Source organism: Cellulomonas sp. APG4 (assembly GCF_009996735.1).
Classification (GTDB): Bacteria; Actinomycetota; Actinomycetes; order Actinomycetales; family Cellulomonadaceae; genus Actinotalea.
In genome coordinates, this window is sequence record NZ_JAACYI010000006.1 from 76,183 (window position 1) to 90,398 (window position 14,216).

Sequence of the window (14,216 nt, forward strand, 5' to 3'; positions counted from 1 at the left end):
CGCGAGCACTCCTCGTCCCACTCAGAGCAGGCGGTGCATCCAGCCGTGGGTGTCGCTCACGCGGCCGTACTGGATGTCGGTGAGCTGGCCGCGGACGGCGGCCGTGACCGGGCCCGTGCCGCCGTCGGCGACCGTCAGGTCGAAGTCGTCGCTCGCGAGCCGGCCGATCGGGGTGACCACGGCGGCGGTGCCGCACGCGAACACCTCGGCGACCGAACCGTCCTCGAGGCCCGCGCGCAGGTCGGCGAGCCGGATCGGCGCCTCCTGCACGTCGTGACCCGCCTCGGCGAGGAGCGTGAGCACCGACGAGCGCGTGACGCCCTCGAGGATCGACCCGTTGAGCGGGGGCGTCCGCACCGAGCCGTCAGCACCGACGACGAACACGTTCATCCCGCCGAGCTCCTCGAGCTCGCTGTGGGTCGCGGCATCGAGGAAGCACACCTGCTCGCAGCCGCGCGCGTACGCCTCCTGCTGCGGGAGCAGGCTCGCGGCGTAGTTGCCGCCACACTTGGCCGCGCCCGTCCCGCCCGGGCCCGCGCGGTGGTAGTCCCGCACCACCCAGATCGACACCGGCTTGACGCCGCTCGCGAAGTACGGGCCCACCGGGGAGGCGATCGCGACGTACTCGACCTCACGCGCCGGACGCACGCCGAGGAACGTCTCCGACGCGTACATGAACGGGCGCAGGTACAGGCTCGTCTCCTCGCCCGACGGCACCCAGGCCGCGTCGGTGCGCACAAGGGCCTCGATCGAGCCGAGGAAGTCCTCGACCGCGAGCTCGGGCAGCGCGAGCCTGCGGGCCGAGGCCGCGAAGCGGGTCGCGTTCGCCCACGGCCGGAAGGTCCACACCGAGCCGTCGGCGTGCCCGTACGCCTTGAGGCCCTCGAAGACCTCCTGGCCGTAGTGCAGCACCGCGGCGGCGGGGTCGAGCGCGAGCGGCCCGTAGGGCTCGACGCGGCGGTCGTGCCACCCGTGCTCGGCCGACCACGTGACGCGCGCCATGTGGTCGGTGAAGACCGTGCCGAAGGTCGGCGTCGCGAGCAGCTCGGCGCGCTCGGCGTCCGGGCACGGGCTCGACGTGGGGCGGATCTCGAAGGCCGCCGTCGCCGGAGCGGGGTCCACGGTGGTGCTCATGGGGTTCCTTTCGCCGAGCCGGTCGACGACCGTGCTCGGGGTCGACGGTACCGGGGGCCGTGCCGTCCGCGACACGCCCCGACCGCAGGACGGTCAGCCCGTGATGCGGGCGACCAGGCCCGAGCCCACCTCGGCCGTGCTGCGGCGGGTGTCGCCGCGCTCGGTCAGGTCTGCCGCGACCGCGTGCTCGACGCGGGCGGCGGCGTCGGCGTGGCCCAGGTGGGCCAGCAGCATGCTCACGCTGAGCACCGTCGCCGTCGGGTCGGCCTTGCCCTGCCCCGCGATGTCCGGCGCCGAGCCGTGGACGGGCTCGAACATCGACGGGCTGGTGCGGTCGGGGTTGATGTTCCCGGACGCCGCGAGACCGATGCCGCCCGTGATCGCGGCGGCCTGGTCGGTGAGGATGTCCCCGAAGAGGTTGTCCGTGACGATCACGTCGAACCGCGAGGGGTTGGTGGTCATGAAGATGGTCGCCGCGTCCACGTGGAGGTAGTCGGTGGTGACCTCGGGGAACTCGGCGTTGACGGCCTCGACGGTACGCCGCCACAGGTGACCGGCGTGCACGAGGACGTTGTGCTTGTGCACCAGGGTGAGGTGCTTGCGCGAGCGGGCCTGGGCCCGGGCGAAGGCGTCGCGCACGACGCGCTCGACGCCGTATGCGGTGTTGACGCTGACCTCGTTCGCGACCTCGTGCGGCGTGCCGACGCGGATCGCGCCGCCGTTGCCCACGTACGGGCCCTCGGTGCCCTCGCGGACGACGACGAAGTCCACGTCGCCCGGCTCGGCGAGCGGCGAGCGCACGCCCGGGAAGAGCCGTGCGGGGCGCAGGTTCACGTAGTGGTCGAGCTCGAACCGCAGGCGCAGGAGGAGGCCGCGCTCGAGCACTCCCGACGGGACCGACGGGTCACCGATCGCACCGAGCAGGATCGCGTCGTGCTCGCGGACGGTCGCCAGGTCGGCGTCCGTGAGGGTCTCCCCCGTCGCGTGCCAGCGGCGCGCGCCCAGGTCGAGCTCGGTCGTGGCCACCGTGACGCCCGAGCCCGCGAGCGCGGCGTCGAGTGCACGCAGGCCCTGCTCGACGACCTCCGTCCCGATCCCGTCCCCGGCGACGACTGCGAGCTTCACGGTGTTCGACATGCCTCGGATCCTAGTCCGCGTCCCACACCTCGGGACGCAGTTCTCGAATGTCGGATGGTTCGCGGGCCGGGACGACGGAGGGACCCGCACCGGCGTGGCGCAGGTCCCTCCGTGGTCACGGACGGGCCAGGGTCAGCGTGCGGCCGAGCCCTCGGTGTAGTCGTCGTCACGGTTCTCGATCCACGAGAACATCTTGCGCAGCTCACGACCGGTGGCCTCGATCGGGTGCTGAGCACCCTTCTCGCGCAGCTCCTTGAACTCGGGGGCACCCGCGTCCTGGTCGCCGATGAAGCGCTCGGCGAAGGCACCGCTGCGGATGTCCGCGAGCACGTCCTTCATGTTCTCCTTGACCTGCGGCGAGATGACCCGCGGGCCCGAGACGTAGTCGCCGTACTCGGCGGTGTCCGAGACGCTCCAGCGCTGCTTGGCGATGCCGCCCTCGACCATGAGGTCGACGATGAGCTTGAGCTCGTGCAGCACCTCGAAGTACGCGACCTCGGGCTGGTAGCCAGCCTCGGTCAGCACCTCGAACCCGTACTGGACCAGCTGCGACGCACCGCCGCACAGCACGGCCTGCTCGCCGAAGAGGTCGGTCTCGGTCTCCTCGGTGAAGGTGGTCTTGATGCCACCCGCGCGCAGGCCGCCGATGGCCTTGGCGTAGGACTTCGCGAGGTCCCAGGCCCGGCCCGACGCGTCCTGCTCGACCGCGACGATGACGGGCACGCCACGGCCCGCCTCGTACTCGCGGCGCACCAGGTGGCCCGGGCCCTTGGGCGCGACCATGACGACGTCGTGCCCGGCCTCGGGGGTGATGTAGCCGAAGCGGATGTTGAAGCCGTGCCCGAAGACGAGGGCGGCACCCTCGCGCAGGTTCGGAGCGATCTCGTCGCGGTAGATGTGCCGCTGCACCTGGTCCGGCGCGAGGATCACGACGACGTCGGCCTCCTGGACGGCCTCGGCGACCGAGGTCACCCGCAGGCCCTGCTCCTCCGCCTTGGCGCGCGAGGCCGAGCCCTCACGCAGGCCGACGCGCACGTCGACGCCAGAGTCGCGCAGGTTCAGCGCGTGCGCGTGCCCCTGGCTGCCGTAGCCGATGACGGCGACCTTCCGGCCGGCGATGAGGGACAGGTCGGCGTCGTCGTCGTAGAACATCTCAGCCACGGGGCTTCTCCTTGGTTCGTTCGTGTACGGGTCAGTCTGACGGGTCTCAGGCGGAACGGCTCACGCGTTCCAGGGCACGGTCGGTGATCGAGCGCGAGCCGCGACCGATCGCGACGGTGCCGGACTGCACGATCTCGCGGATGCCGAACGGCTCGAGGGCGTTGAGAAGTGCGTCGAGCTTGCCCGGGCTGCCGGTGGCCTCGATCGTGACGGCGTCCGGGACGACGTCGACGACGTGGGCACGGAACAGCTCGACGACCTCGAGGACGTGCGAGCGCACGGCCAGCTCGGCCCGCACCTTGACCAGCAGCAGCTCGCGCTGCACCGAGGCCTCGGGCTCGAGCTCGACGATCTTGATGACGTTGACCAGCTTGTTGAGCTGCTTGGTCACGTGCTCGAGCGGGTTCTCCTCGACGTCGACGACCACCGTGATGCGCGAGATCTCGTCGTGCTCGGTGGGCCCCACCGCGAGCGAGTGGATGTTGAACGCACGCCGTGCGAACAGGCCCGCGACGCGCGTGAGGACGCCGGGCTTGTTCTCGACGAGCACCGAGAGCGTGTGCCTGCTCATGCTGCACCTTCTTCTGTGTGGACGGCCGAGGCCTGCGGCGTGAGCGCCGCGTCGAGGAGTGCGGTGACGTGGAGGGACGTGGTGTCGAGCAGCGGCAGCGGGGCCGCGGCGGGGTCGTTCGCGTCGAGGAGCATCGCCAGCTCGGTGCAGCCGAGCACCGCGGCGCCGGCGCCGGCCTCGGCGAGCCGCCCGACGACGTCGCGCAGCGCCTCGCGCGAGGAGTCGCGCGCCTGCCCGTGCACGAGCTCGGCGTAGATGATGCGGTGCACCTCGGCCTGGTCGGCCTCGCCCGGCACGATCGTCGTCACCCCGTGCGCCTCGAGCCGCTCGGGGTAGAGCGTGGGGTGCGCCATCGTGTAGCGCGTGCCGAGCAGCCCGACGGCGGTCACGCCGAGCGCGCGCGCCGCGCGGCCGACGACGTCGACCACGTGGACGACCTCGAGCCCTGAGCCGCGCACGACGTCGTCGTGCACCAGGTGCATCGTGTTCGCGAGGATGCCGAGCACCTGTGCCCCGGCACCCGCGAGAACGGCGGCCTCGGCGGCGTAGCGGCGGCCGAGCTCGTCCCAGTCCCCCGCCTCCTGGAGCCGCACCACGTCGGCGAAGTCGACCGAGCGCAGCAGCAGGTCGGCCGAGTGGTGACCGCCGAGCCGCGCACGCACGCCCTCGTTGAGCCCGCTGTAGTAGTGAGCGGTGGACTCCCACGACGTGCCGCCCAGCAGACCCAGGCGTCGCATCGCGGGCATCACTCCTCCCGCTCCCAGGCCGGGCTGATGCCGCGCGCGTACTGGATCTCGTCGTTGCTCACACCGGCCGCGACCATGGGCCACACCATCGCGTCCCGCGAGACCGTGAAGTCCACGACCACGGGCTGGTCGTCGATCTCCATGGCGCGCTTGATGGTCGCGTCGACGTCGGCCGCGGACTCGCACCGCAGGCCGACGCAGCCGTACGCGTCGGCGAGCTTGACGAAGTCCGGGATGCGTCGCGTGCCGTGGCCCGTGTGGAGGTCGGTGTTCGAGTAGCGCGACTCGTAGAACAGCGTCTGCCACTGGCGCACCATGCCGAGCGAGGAGTTGTTGACCACCGCGACCTTGATGGGGATCTCGTTGATCGCACAGGTCGCGAGCTCCTGGTTGGTCATCTGGAAGCAGCCGTCGCCGTCGATCGCCCACACCGTGCGGCCGGGGTCACCCACCTTGGCGCCCATCGCGGCCGGCACCGAGTAGCCCATGGTGCCCAGGCCCCCCGAGTTGAGCCACGCGTTGGGCCGCTCGTAGCGGATGAACTGCGCGGCCCACATCTGGTGCTGGCCCACGCCCGCGACGTACACGGCCTCCGGTCCGGCGAGCTCGCCGAGGCGCTGGATGACGTGCTGCGGCGCGAGGTGGCCGTCCTCCGGGTCGGTGTAGCCGAGCGGGAACGTCTCGCGCCAGTCGTCGATCTGACGCCACCAGCCCTCGAGGTCGGGCCTGCCGTGCTGGGCGTGCTCACGCTCGAGCTCGGGCAGCAGGTCGGAGATGACCTCACGGAGGTCACCCACGATCGGCACGTCGGCCCGCCTGTTCTTGCCGATCTCGGCCGGGTCGATGTCCGCGTGCACCACGGTCGCGTGCGGCGCGAACGAGCTCAGCTTGCCCGTCACGCGGTCGTCGAAACGGGCACCGAGCGCCACGATGAGGTCGGCCTTCTGCAGGGCCGCGACCGCGGGCACCGTGCCGTGCATGCCGGGCATCCCGAGGTTCTGCGGGTGGGAGTCGGGCAGGGCGCCGCGGGCCATGAGGGTCGTGACCGCCGGGGCGCCCGAGAGGTCGACCAGCCGGCGCAGCTCGGCGCTCGCGCCCGAGCGGATCGCCCCGCCGCCCACGTAGAGCACGGGACGGCGCGCGGTCGCGAGCAGGCGGGCCGCTTCGCGGATCTGCTTCGCGTGCGGCTTGGTGACGGGGTGATAGCCCGGCAGGTCGATCGAGCTGGGCCACCGGAACGTCGTCGTCGACTGCATGGCCGACTTGGCGATGTCCACGAGCACCGGACCGGGACGGCCCGTGCGCGCGATGTGGAAGGCCTGGGCGATCACGGTCGGGATCTCGGCCGGGTCCGTCACGAGGAAGTTGTGCTTGGTGATGGGCAACGTGATGCCGACGATGTCGGCCTCCTGGAACGCGTCCGTACCGATCATGGACGCGCCCACCTGACCGGTGATCGCGACCATCGGCACCGAGTCCATGTTGGCGTCGGCGATCGGGGTCACGAGGTTGGTCGCCCCGGGCCCCGAGGTCGCCATGCACACGCCGACCTTCCCGCTCGTGTACGCGTAGCCCGACGCCGCGTGGCCCGCGCCCTGCTCGTGGCGCACGAGGATGTGCCGCAGCGACTTCGAGTCCATCAGCGGGTCGTACGTCGGCAGGATCGCGCCGCCCGGGATGCCGAAGACGACGTCCGTCCCGGCCTGCTCGAGGGACCGGACGATGGCCTCGGCGCCGGTCATCTCCTTGCCCTGCGCCGGGACGTCCGAGGCGTTGGTGACGACGGGAGCTGCGCCGGCGGGACGTACGACGTCGGCCGGGGTGACCCCGCGGGCCGGTCGCGCGACCTGGGTCGCCTCGTGCACGCCGCTGGCCGCCCCTGTGGGGGCCGCCGGGTTCGGGCCCTGGACCATCGTCGATCTCCCTGCCTCGGGTTCGTGCGTGAAAAGGGGTCTTGCATGAAAAAACCCCTCGGCCCGGCTGGGCTCTCGAGGGGTGGGCGCGCGGACGAGTCGCTCTGCGGGGCGGACGTGTCCGGCGCCTACAGAACTACTACGAGGTTCATCTGCACGTCGGCGAGCCTACGCCTGCGTAGGCTCGATGTCACGCACCGCCCCGGCCGTCTCAGCATCCGGATCACAGGTCCGCCATCCGGGACCGCCCGCACGGACACCGCGTCACCAGTCGACCGCGGGAAGCCCGTCGATGCTCACGCGGTTCTTGGTGGCACGGTACGCCGCGAGCCCGTCCTCGCCCTTGCGCGCGTTGGCCTGGTCCAGCACGTCGCGCTCCCCCACGAGCTGCATGAGCGGGACGGCGAAGCCGCACGAGTCCGAGATCCGTGTCACGTCGACGACCACGACGGCGCGAGCCCCCGGGTGGGCCGGGAACCGCTCGACCCATGCGGCGAACTCCGGGTCCACCGCGGCCACCACGCGGCCGCGGCCGTGCAGGCGCACGATCGACGGCCGCCCCTCGAACGCGCACACCATCACCGTGATGCGCCCGTTCTCGCGCAGGTGCGCGATCGTCTCGGCGCCCGACGCCGTCAGGTCCAGGTACGCGACCGTGTGCGGGTCCACGACGACGAGCGTGCCCGTCCCGCCCTTGGGCGAGAGGTTCACGTGACCGTCGGCCGCGAGGGGCGCGGTCGCGACGAAGAAGACCGCCTGGGCCTCGATGAAGGCGCGGACCTTCGCGTCGATCTCGTCGATCACCCTCGCCACGGGTCAGCCCAGCACGGCGCCGGTGCTGGCCGACTGCACGAGCTTGGTGTACTTGCCGAGCACGCCGCGGGTGTACCGCGGCGGCAGCGGCGCCCAGCCCGTGCGGCGCACCTCGATCTCGGCCGGGTCGACGAGCAGGTCGAGCCGCGCGTTCGCGACGTCGAGCCGGATCCGGTCGCCGTCCCGTACGAAGGCGATCGGCCCGGCGTCGACGGCCTCGGGGGCGACATGGCCCACGCAGAGCCCCGTGGTGCCTCCCGAGAAGCGCCCGTCGGTGAGCAGCAGGACGTCCTTGCCGAGCCCGGCCCCCTTGATCGCACCCGTGATCGCGAGCATCTCGCGCATGCCCGGGCCGCCCTTGGGGCCCTCGTACCGGATCACGACGACGTCACCCGCCTGGATGGTGCCGTCCTCGAGCGCGTCCATCGCGGCACGCTCGCGGTCGAACACACGCGCGGTGCCCTCGAAGACGTCGGAGTCGAAGCCCGCCGACTTCACGACCGCCCCCTCGGGTGCGAGCGAGCCGTGCAGGATCGTGATCCCGCCCGTGCGGTGGATCGGGTCGTCGAGCGCCCGCAGGATCTTGCCGTCCGGGTCCGGAGGCGCGACGTCCGCGAGGTTCTCGGCCACCGTGCGGCCCGTCACGGTGAGGCAGTCGCCGTGCAGCAGCCCGGCGTCGAGCAGGGCCTTCATGACCACGGGCACGCCGCCGATGCGGTCGACGTCGTTCATCACGTAGCGGCCGAAGGGCTTGAGGTCGCCCAGGTGCGGCACCTTGGCCGCCACGCGTGCGAAGTCGTCGAGCGACAGGTCGACCTCGGCCTCGTGCGCGATCGCGAGCAGGTGGAGCACCGCGTTGGTCGAGCCGCCGAACGCCATGACCACGGCGATCGCGTTCTCGAACGCCTCCTTGGTCATGATCTGCCGCGCGGTGATCCCGCGGCGGAGCATCTCCACCACGGCCTCGCCCGAGCGCACCGCGAACGTGTCGCGACGACGGTCGGCCGACGGCGGGGCCGCCGAGCCGGGCAGCGACATGCCCATGGCCTCGGCCACCGACGCCATGGTGTTCGCGGTGTACATGCCGCCGCACGCACCCTCACCCGGGCAGATCGCGCGCTCGATCCGGTCCACGTCCTGGGTGCTCATGAGGCCACGTGCGCACGCCCCGACGGCCTCGAAGGCGTCGATGATCGTGACCTCCTTCTCGGTGCCGTCGGTGAGCTTGACGAACCCCGGGGCGATCGAGCCGGCGTAGAGGAACACCGACGCGAGGTCGAGCCGTGCGGCCGCCATGAGCATGCCGGGCAGCGACTTGTCGCAGCCGGCCAGCAGCACCGACCCGTCGAGCCGCTCGGCCTGCATCACGGTCTCGACGCTGTCGGCGATGATGTCGCGGCTCACGAGCGAGAAGTGCATGCCCTCGTGGCCCATCGAGATGCCGTCGGAGACGGAGATGGTGCCGAACTCGAGCGGGTAGCCGCCCGCGGCGTGCACGCCGTTCTTCACGGCCTTGGCGAGCCGGTCGAGCGAGAGGTTGCACGGCGTGATCTCGTTCCACGAGCTCGCGACGCCGATCTGTGGCTTGGCGAAGTCCTCGTCGCCGAGTCCCACGGCGCGCAGCATGCCGCGCGCGGCCGTGGCCTCGAGCCCGTCGGTCACCTGACGGCTGCGGGGCTTGATGTCGGGGGCACCACCCGCGACGGACCCGGTGCTGGACTGGACGGCGGGGCTCTGCTCGGTCATGGCCGGAGTCTAGGACCGCGGCGGGCGCCGCCGTGGGACGGGTCGCACTCCGGTCGACCAGCATGCGGGCACCCCGCCGTGCGCGGGCTCAGCCGGCCTCGTCCCTCGCCTGCCAGGTGCACACGCACGCCTCGTTGCCCTCGGCGTCGGCGAGCACCCAGAACGCCGGCGCACGGGTGTCACTCACGAGTCGGCCGCCCGCGGCGATGGCCTCGGCCACCCGCTGCTCCGCGACGTCGTGCGGCACGCTGACGTCGACGTGCAGGCGGTTGCGCTGGGGCCGGGGCTCGTCCATCTGCTGGAACCAGCACGCCGGACCCACCCCGCGCGGGTCGACGAGGGCGGGCAGCGCGTCAGGGGCGGGTGCGGGCTCGTCGACGTAGCCGAGCACGGCGCGCCAGAACGGCAGCACGGCCGGGATGTCGAGCGCGTCGACCGCGACCTCGAGCGCCTGCGGCGCAGCCTGCTCGGCGTCGAGCCCCAGCTCGTCGGCGACCGCGCTCACCGCGGCGGCGAGGTCGACGTCACGCGACGTCAGCCCGCCCGCGTCGTGCGAGACCAGCCGCACGTGCACGTGCGGGTAGCGAAGGTCGACGTCGGGATGGTGCCCGCGCGCCTCGGCGGCCTCCGCGATCCGCCCGACGAGCTGGGCCCCCGCGGCGAACGTCCCCGTGCGGAAGGTCGCCTCCAGACGGCCGAGGACGACGCGCCAGTGCCTCGCGTCGACCTGTCGGCTCACCTCGGCGGCGGTCAGCGATGCCATGGCGTCCACTCTCCCACCGGGGTGGGACACCGTCGAGGATCGGCGTCGTCGAGGTGGGGCGCCGCCCCTCGGGCCAGCCACGTGAGACCGCGGAGGTCTCAGCCCACCGGGCAGTACTCGACCTGCTGCACGCGCGCGACGGACGACGTCGGGCGCCCGTTGCTCGAGCCGTAGGCACCGAGCCAGAGGCCCAGGAACCCGCCGGCGGCGACGGTGTCGAGCGTGCGCCCGTCGACCGTGGCGACCGTGGTCCGCCGCAGGCGGTCACCGGTGCCCTGCTCGACGAGGAGCCGGTAGTCCTGCCCACGCGCCGAGAGCACCAGCCCCACGGGCTCGGACGCCGGCCCGTCGAGCGGTAGCTGGGCGAGGACCGTCGAGACCCCGCCGCGGACGTGGACGGCGACGACCCGCCGGCCGGGGCCGTCCTCGGCCGTCGTCACGCACAGGCGTACGTGGTCACGTTCGGACTGCCGGATCGCCAGCCCCGCCTCCTCCCCCGGCGCCGGCTCGACGACCACTGCGGCACGCAGGTCGACGTCGCGGTGCTGCTGGCGCACGCCCACGAAAGCCGGCACGTCGACGTCCGACAGGGTGCTCGGCCGCAGGGGAAGGTCCCAGCCCGCGCCACGGGCGACGGCGACCTCGGACGGGAGGGCGCGCACGGCGGTCCACCGCAGGTCGGTCGCAGGGACGACGCCCGTCGTCGCGCCCTGCGCAGCACCAGGCCGCGCCGTGACCGCCCAGGGCAGCTCCACCTCGAGCGGCACGCGCCCGCGGTCGGGCGCGAACAAGGGCCAGCCGTCCTCCCACTCGACCGGGACGAGGAACGTCTCGCGCCCGAGGTTGTAGTGGTAACCGCCGTAGGGGCGCATGCCGAGCAGGACCGCCCACCACGAGCCGTCGGGCGCCTGGACGAGATCCGCGTGGCCCACGCCGACGACGTCCGCGCGCCGGCCGAGGTGCCGGTGCGTGAGGACGGGGTTGGCCCGGCAGCCCTCGTACGGTCCCGTGACCGCGTCGGCGCGCGCGACGGAGACGGCGTGGTGGATCTCCGTACCGCCCTCGGCCGCCAGGAGGTAGTAGGTCCCGTCGACCTTGGAGAGGTGCGGACCCTCGGCCCACACCGCCCCGCGCAGGGCCCCGCTCCACAGCACGTGCTCGGGCCCGACGAGCTCGAGGCGCTCGAGGTCGAGCTCGCGCAGCCACACCTCGGTCTGGTCGTGCCACTCGGGTTCCTCGGCGAGGCGCGTGCCGTGGCACCACGCGCGACCGTCGTCGTCGAAGAAGATCGACGGGTCGATGCCGGAGATCCCGAGCCAGTGCGGGTCGGACCACGGCCCGGCGGGGTCGGTCGCCGTCATGACGAAGTTGCCGCCGCGCGCGGGATCCTTCTGGTCCACGAGCGTGCAGACGAGGTAGAAGACGCCGTCGTGGTGGCGCAGCGTGGGCGCGTAGAGCCCGCTCGAGGACGCGAGGCCGGTGTAGTCGAGCTGATCTGGCCGGTCGACGACGTGGCCGATCTGCTCCCACGTCGCCAGATCGGTGCTGCGGAACACCGGAAGCCCGGGCAGGTACTCGAACGTCGAGGTGACCAGGTAGAACGTGTCGCCCACGCGGCAGACCGTCGGGTCGGGGTAGCACCCTGGGAGCACCGGGTTGTGCACCGTGCTCATGCAGGCACGCCGCTCGCGACGCGCTCGACGTCGACCTCGACCCACCGCGGGTCGGCGACGCCGACCTCGTGCACCGGACCCGTGATCGTCACGCGAGCGCGCGGCGTCGCCGCCCCGCGCGGGCTCACGTGTCGCTCGCGGGTCCCGGAGGGGATGGCGCCGTCCGTGTGGTTGGTGGCCGCGCCGTCGCCGGACGCGGCGGCGTGCGCCGCCACCCACACCTCCAGGTCGCCCGGCTCGACGATCCGCACCATGCGCCGGTCGGAGAAGGCGACCCGCGTCGCGGGGACGCGGAAGCGCACGCGTGCCGACTCGCCGGGCGCGAGCTCCGTGCGCGCGTAGCCCAGCAGCTGCACGACCGGACGGGTCACGCTCGCCTGCACGTCGGACCCGTAGAGCTGCACGACGTCGGCGCCGCTGACGGAGCCGGTGTTGGTCACGGTGACCGAGGCCGTGAAGCTCCCCGACGACGCGACCGACGCGTCGACCTCGAGGTCGGAGTAGGCGAAGGACGCGTACGAGAGGCCGAAGCCGAACGGGCGGACGGGCGTCGGGTCGGCCGACGTCACGTCCGACGGACCACCCAGGAGCGGCTGGAGGTAGCCGTACGGCATCGCACCGGTCCCCCGCGGCAGGGAGACCGGGAGCCGACCGGACGGGTTCACCCGGCCGGTCAGGACGTCCGCCACGGCCAGGCCTCCACCCTCACCCGGGAAGAACGCCTGGACCACGGCCGCGGGTCGGGGGGCCGCGCCGTCGAGCGCCCACCCGATCGCGTAGGGCCGTCCGGTCAGCAGCACCATCACCACCGGGGTCCCGGTCTCGACGAGCGCCTCCACGAGGGCGCGCTGGACACCGGGAAGCTCGAGCGACTCCGCGTCGTTCCCCTCGCCCACGGTCCCGCGGCCGAAGAGCCCCGCCTGGTCGCCGACGACCACGACCGCGACGTCCGCACCGGCCACCGCGTCGACGGCCGCGGCGAAGCCGGACCTGTCGTCGCCCTCGACCGTGCAGCCCTCGACGTGGACCAGCTCGGGCTGCGGCAGCCCGGCCGGTGCGAACGCACCCTCGAGGGCACGGGCGACCGAGGCGATCTCGAAGCCCAGCTCGACCCCCGGGTGGTGCGCCAGCACGTGGTTCGCGAACGAGTAGCAGCCCATCAGCGCCTCGGAACGGTCGGCGTTGGGTCCGACCACGGCGACGCGCGCGGGCGGCGTGCCCCACCCGGCGAGCGGCAGCACGCCGTCGTTCGCCAGCAGCACGACGGACTCCTCGGCGAGGCGCCGGGCCAGCTCGCGGTGACGCGGGGTGTCCAGGTCGACCGACGACGGCGGCTCGTCCTCGAACGCGTCGTCGTCGAGCAGGCCGAGCACCTCCTTCTGCGCGAGTGCGCGGAGCACCGCGCGGTCGACGAAGCGCTCGTCGAGCGCCCCCGAGCGCACCTGCTCGGCCAGGGGCTCGAGGTACGCGTCGCCGTTCGGCAGCTCGACGTCGATCCCGGCGCGGAGGGCCAGCGAGGCGGCCTCGCCGCGGTCGGCCGCGACGCGGTGCATGACCTCGAGGAAGGCGATCGCGAAGTAGTCGGCCACGACGACGCCGTCGAACCCCCAGCGCTCGCGCAGGAGCTCGGTCAGCAGCCCCGCGTCCGCCGCCGCGGGGATCCCGTCGACGTCGGAGTACGAGTTCATGACCGAGCGCGCGCCGCCGTCGAGGATCGCCATCTCGAACGGCGGGAGCAGGACGTCGGCGACCTCACGGGGACCCGCCGAGACCGGCCCGTGGTTGCGGCCGCCGCGCGATCCCGAGTAGCCGACGAAGTGCTTGAGGGTCGCGTGCACCCCGGCGTCCTGCAGGCCGCGCACGTACGAGGTGCCGACCGTGCCGACGAGGTACGGGTCCTCGCCGATGCACTCGTCGACCCGCCCCCACCGCGGGTCGCGCACGACGTCGAGCACAGGCGCGAGGCCCTGGTGCACACCCAGGGTGCGCATCGAGTCACCGATCACCTGACCGACCTCGCGCACGAGCTCCGGGTCGAAGGACGCACCCCACGCGAGCGGCGTGGGGAACGTCGCGGCCCGCCACGCGGCGAGGCCCGTGAGGCACTCCTCGTGCACGAGCGCCGGGATCCCGAGGCGGGTCTCGCGCTTGAGCCTGCGCTGCTCGGCCCAGAGCCACGCGGCCCGCTCGGCGGGCTCGACGGGACGGGTCCCGTACACCCGGGTGTAGTGGCCGATGCCGTGCCGGGTGATCTCACCCAGCCGCGACGGGTCCCCCTCGCCCGCGGCCATCTCGGCCTGCATGGGCGCGACCGTCCCGTTCTGGTCGATCCAGTAGCCGACGATCTGCGCCAGCTTCTCCTCGAGCGTCATGCGGGCGTGGAGCGCGCGGACGCGTTCGGACACCTCGGGCATGGCGGGGACGTCGGTCACCGGATCCTTCTTTCCTCGGCTGGTACCTGGCGCTCCCGCCGGGCGGGACCCAGGCCGTGCGCACCGCGGGGCCGTGGCCCGGGCGGGTGCGATCGGTTGTCGTTCAGGACGTACGTGGTGCGGGGCC

Annotated in this window: 11 protein-coding genes; all 11 read right to left on the bottom strand. The window is 72.9% G+C overall.

Annotation, left to right across the window (positions count from 1 at the left end):
- Positions 1-21: 21 nt before the first annotated feature.
- On the bottom strand, positions 22-1,134 hold the full coding sequence (locus GXB85_RS06680) for a branched-chain amino acid aminotransferase (RefSeq protein WP_161916859.1): 1,113 nt from the start codon (positions 1,132-1,134) through the stop codon (positions 22-24).
- A gap of 93 nt (positions 1,135-1,227) precedes the next feature.
- Entirely contained in the window at positions 1,228-2,271 is a 1,044-nt protein-coding gene (locus tag GXB85_RS06685; RefSeq protein WP_161916860.1) for a 3-isopropylmalate dehydrogenase, read from the bottom strand.
- Between the two features lie 132 nt (positions 2,272-2,403).
- Positions 2,404-3,432, bottom strand: coding sequence for a ketol-acid reductoisomerase (gene ilvC / locus GXB85_RS06690; protein ID WP_161916861.1), 1,029 nt, complete (start codon positions 3,430-3,432; stop codon positions 2,404-2,406).
- Between the two features lie 46 nt (positions 3,433-3,478).
- Complete coding sequence (gene ilvN / locus GXB85_RS06695) at positions 3,479-4,003, bottom strand: acetolactate synthase small subunit (RefSeq protein ID WP_161916862.1); 525 nt, start codon at positions 4,001-4,003, stop codon at positions 3,479-3,481.
- The gene (locus GXB85_RS06700) at positions 4,000-4,749 is read right to left on the bottom strand and encodes an aspartate/glutamate racemase family protein (RefSeq protein ID WP_237728046.1); all 750 of its coding nucleotides are present in this window, start codon (positions 4,747-4,749) and stop codon (positions 4,000-4,002) included. Before GXB85_RS06700 ends, ilvN begins: the two co-directional genes overlap by 4 nt.
- On the bottom strand, positions 4,749-6,662 hold the full coding sequence (locus GXB85_RS06705; protein ID WP_161916863.1) for an acetolactate synthase large subunit: 1,914 nt from the start codon (positions 6,660-6,662) through the stop codon (positions 4,749-4,751). The genes GXB85_RS06700 and GXB85_RS06705 overlap by 1 nt, the downstream gene beginning before the upstream one ends.
- A 264-nt stretch (positions 6,663-6,926) precedes the next feature.
- Positions 6,927-7,475 carry a pyridoxamine 5'-phosphate oxidase family protein gene (locus GXB85_RS06710; RefSeq protein WP_161916864.1) on the bottom strand — a complete coding sequence of 183 codons (549 nt, stop codon included), beginning with the start codon at positions 7,473-7,475 and terminating at the stop codon, positions 6,927-6,929.
- Between the two features lie 3 nt (positions 7,476-7,478).
- Positions 7,479-9,221, bottom strand: coding sequence for a dihydroxy-acid dehydratase (gene ilvD, locus GXB85_RS06715; RefSeq protein ID WP_161916865.1), 1,743 nt, complete (start codon positions 9,219-9,221; stop codon positions 7,479-7,481).
- An 88-nt stretch (positions 9,222-9,309) separates the two neighbouring features.
- Positions 9,310-9,984, bottom strand: a complete 675-nt coding sequence (locus GXB85_RS06720; RefSeq protein ID WP_161916866.1) for a 4a-hydroxytetrahydrobiopterin dehydratase — start codon at positions 9,982-9,984, stop codon at positions 9,310-9,312.
- A gap of 98 nt (positions 9,985-10,082) precedes the next feature.
- The gene (locus tag GXB85_RS06725; RefSeq protein ID WP_161916867.1) at positions 10,083-11,657 is read right to left on the bottom strand and encodes a glycoside hydrolase family 43 protein; all 1,575 of its coding nucleotides are present in this window, start codon (positions 11,655-11,657) and stop codon (positions 10,083-10,085) included.
- Positions 11,654-14,071 (bottom strand): glycoside hydrolase family 3 N-terminal domain-containing protein, encoded by a 2,418-nt coding sequence (locus tag GXB85_RS06730; RefSeq protein ID WP_161916929.1) that lies wholly within the window; start codon positions 14,069-14,071, stop codon positions 11,654-11,656. Before GXB85_RS06730 ends, GXB85_RS06725 begins: the two co-directional genes overlap by 4 nt.
- Between the last annotated feature and the right edge of the window lie 145 nt (positions 14,072-14,216).

Excerpts from the sequence above, each read along its gene's own strand:
- GXB85_RS06680 (WP_161916859.1), bottom strand. The coding sequence starts at position 1,134 with ATGAGCACCACCGTGGACCCCGCTCCGGCGACGGCGGCCTTCGAGATC.
- GXB85_RS06685 (WP_161916860.1), bottom strand. The coding sequence starts at position 2,271 with ATGTCGAACACCGTGAAGCTCGCAGTCGTCGCCGGGGACGGGATCGGG.
- ilvN (WP_161916862.1), bottom strand. The coding sequence starts at position 4,003 with ATGAGCAGGCACACGCTCTCGGTGCTCGTCGAGAACAAGCCCGGCGTC.
- GXB85_RS06700 (WP_237728046.1), bottom strand. The coding sequence starts at position 4,749 with ATGCCCGCGATGCGACGCCTGGGTCTGCTGGGCGGCACGTCGTGGGAG.
- GXB85_RS06705 (WP_161916863.1), bottom strand. The coding sequence starts at position 6,662 with ATGGTCCAGGGCCCGAACCCGGCGGCCCCCACAGGGGCGGCCAGCGGC.
- ilvD (WP_161916865.1), bottom strand. The coding sequence starts at position 9,221 with ATGACCGAGCAGAGCCCCGCCGTCCAGTCCAGCACCGGGTCCGTCGCG.
- GXB85_RS06720 (WP_161916866.1), bottom strand. The coding sequence starts at position 9,984 with ATGGCATCGCTGACCGCCGCCGAGGTGAGCCGACAGGTCGACGCGAGG.
- GXB85_RS06725 (WP_161916867.1), bottom strand. The coding sequence starts at position 11,657 with ATGAGCACGGTGCACAACCCGGTGCTCCCAGGGTGCTACCCCGACCCG.
- GXB85_RS06730 (WP_161916929.1), bottom strand. The coding sequence starts at position 14,071 with ATGCCCGAGGTGTCCGAACGCGTCCGCGCGCTCCACGCCCGCATGACG.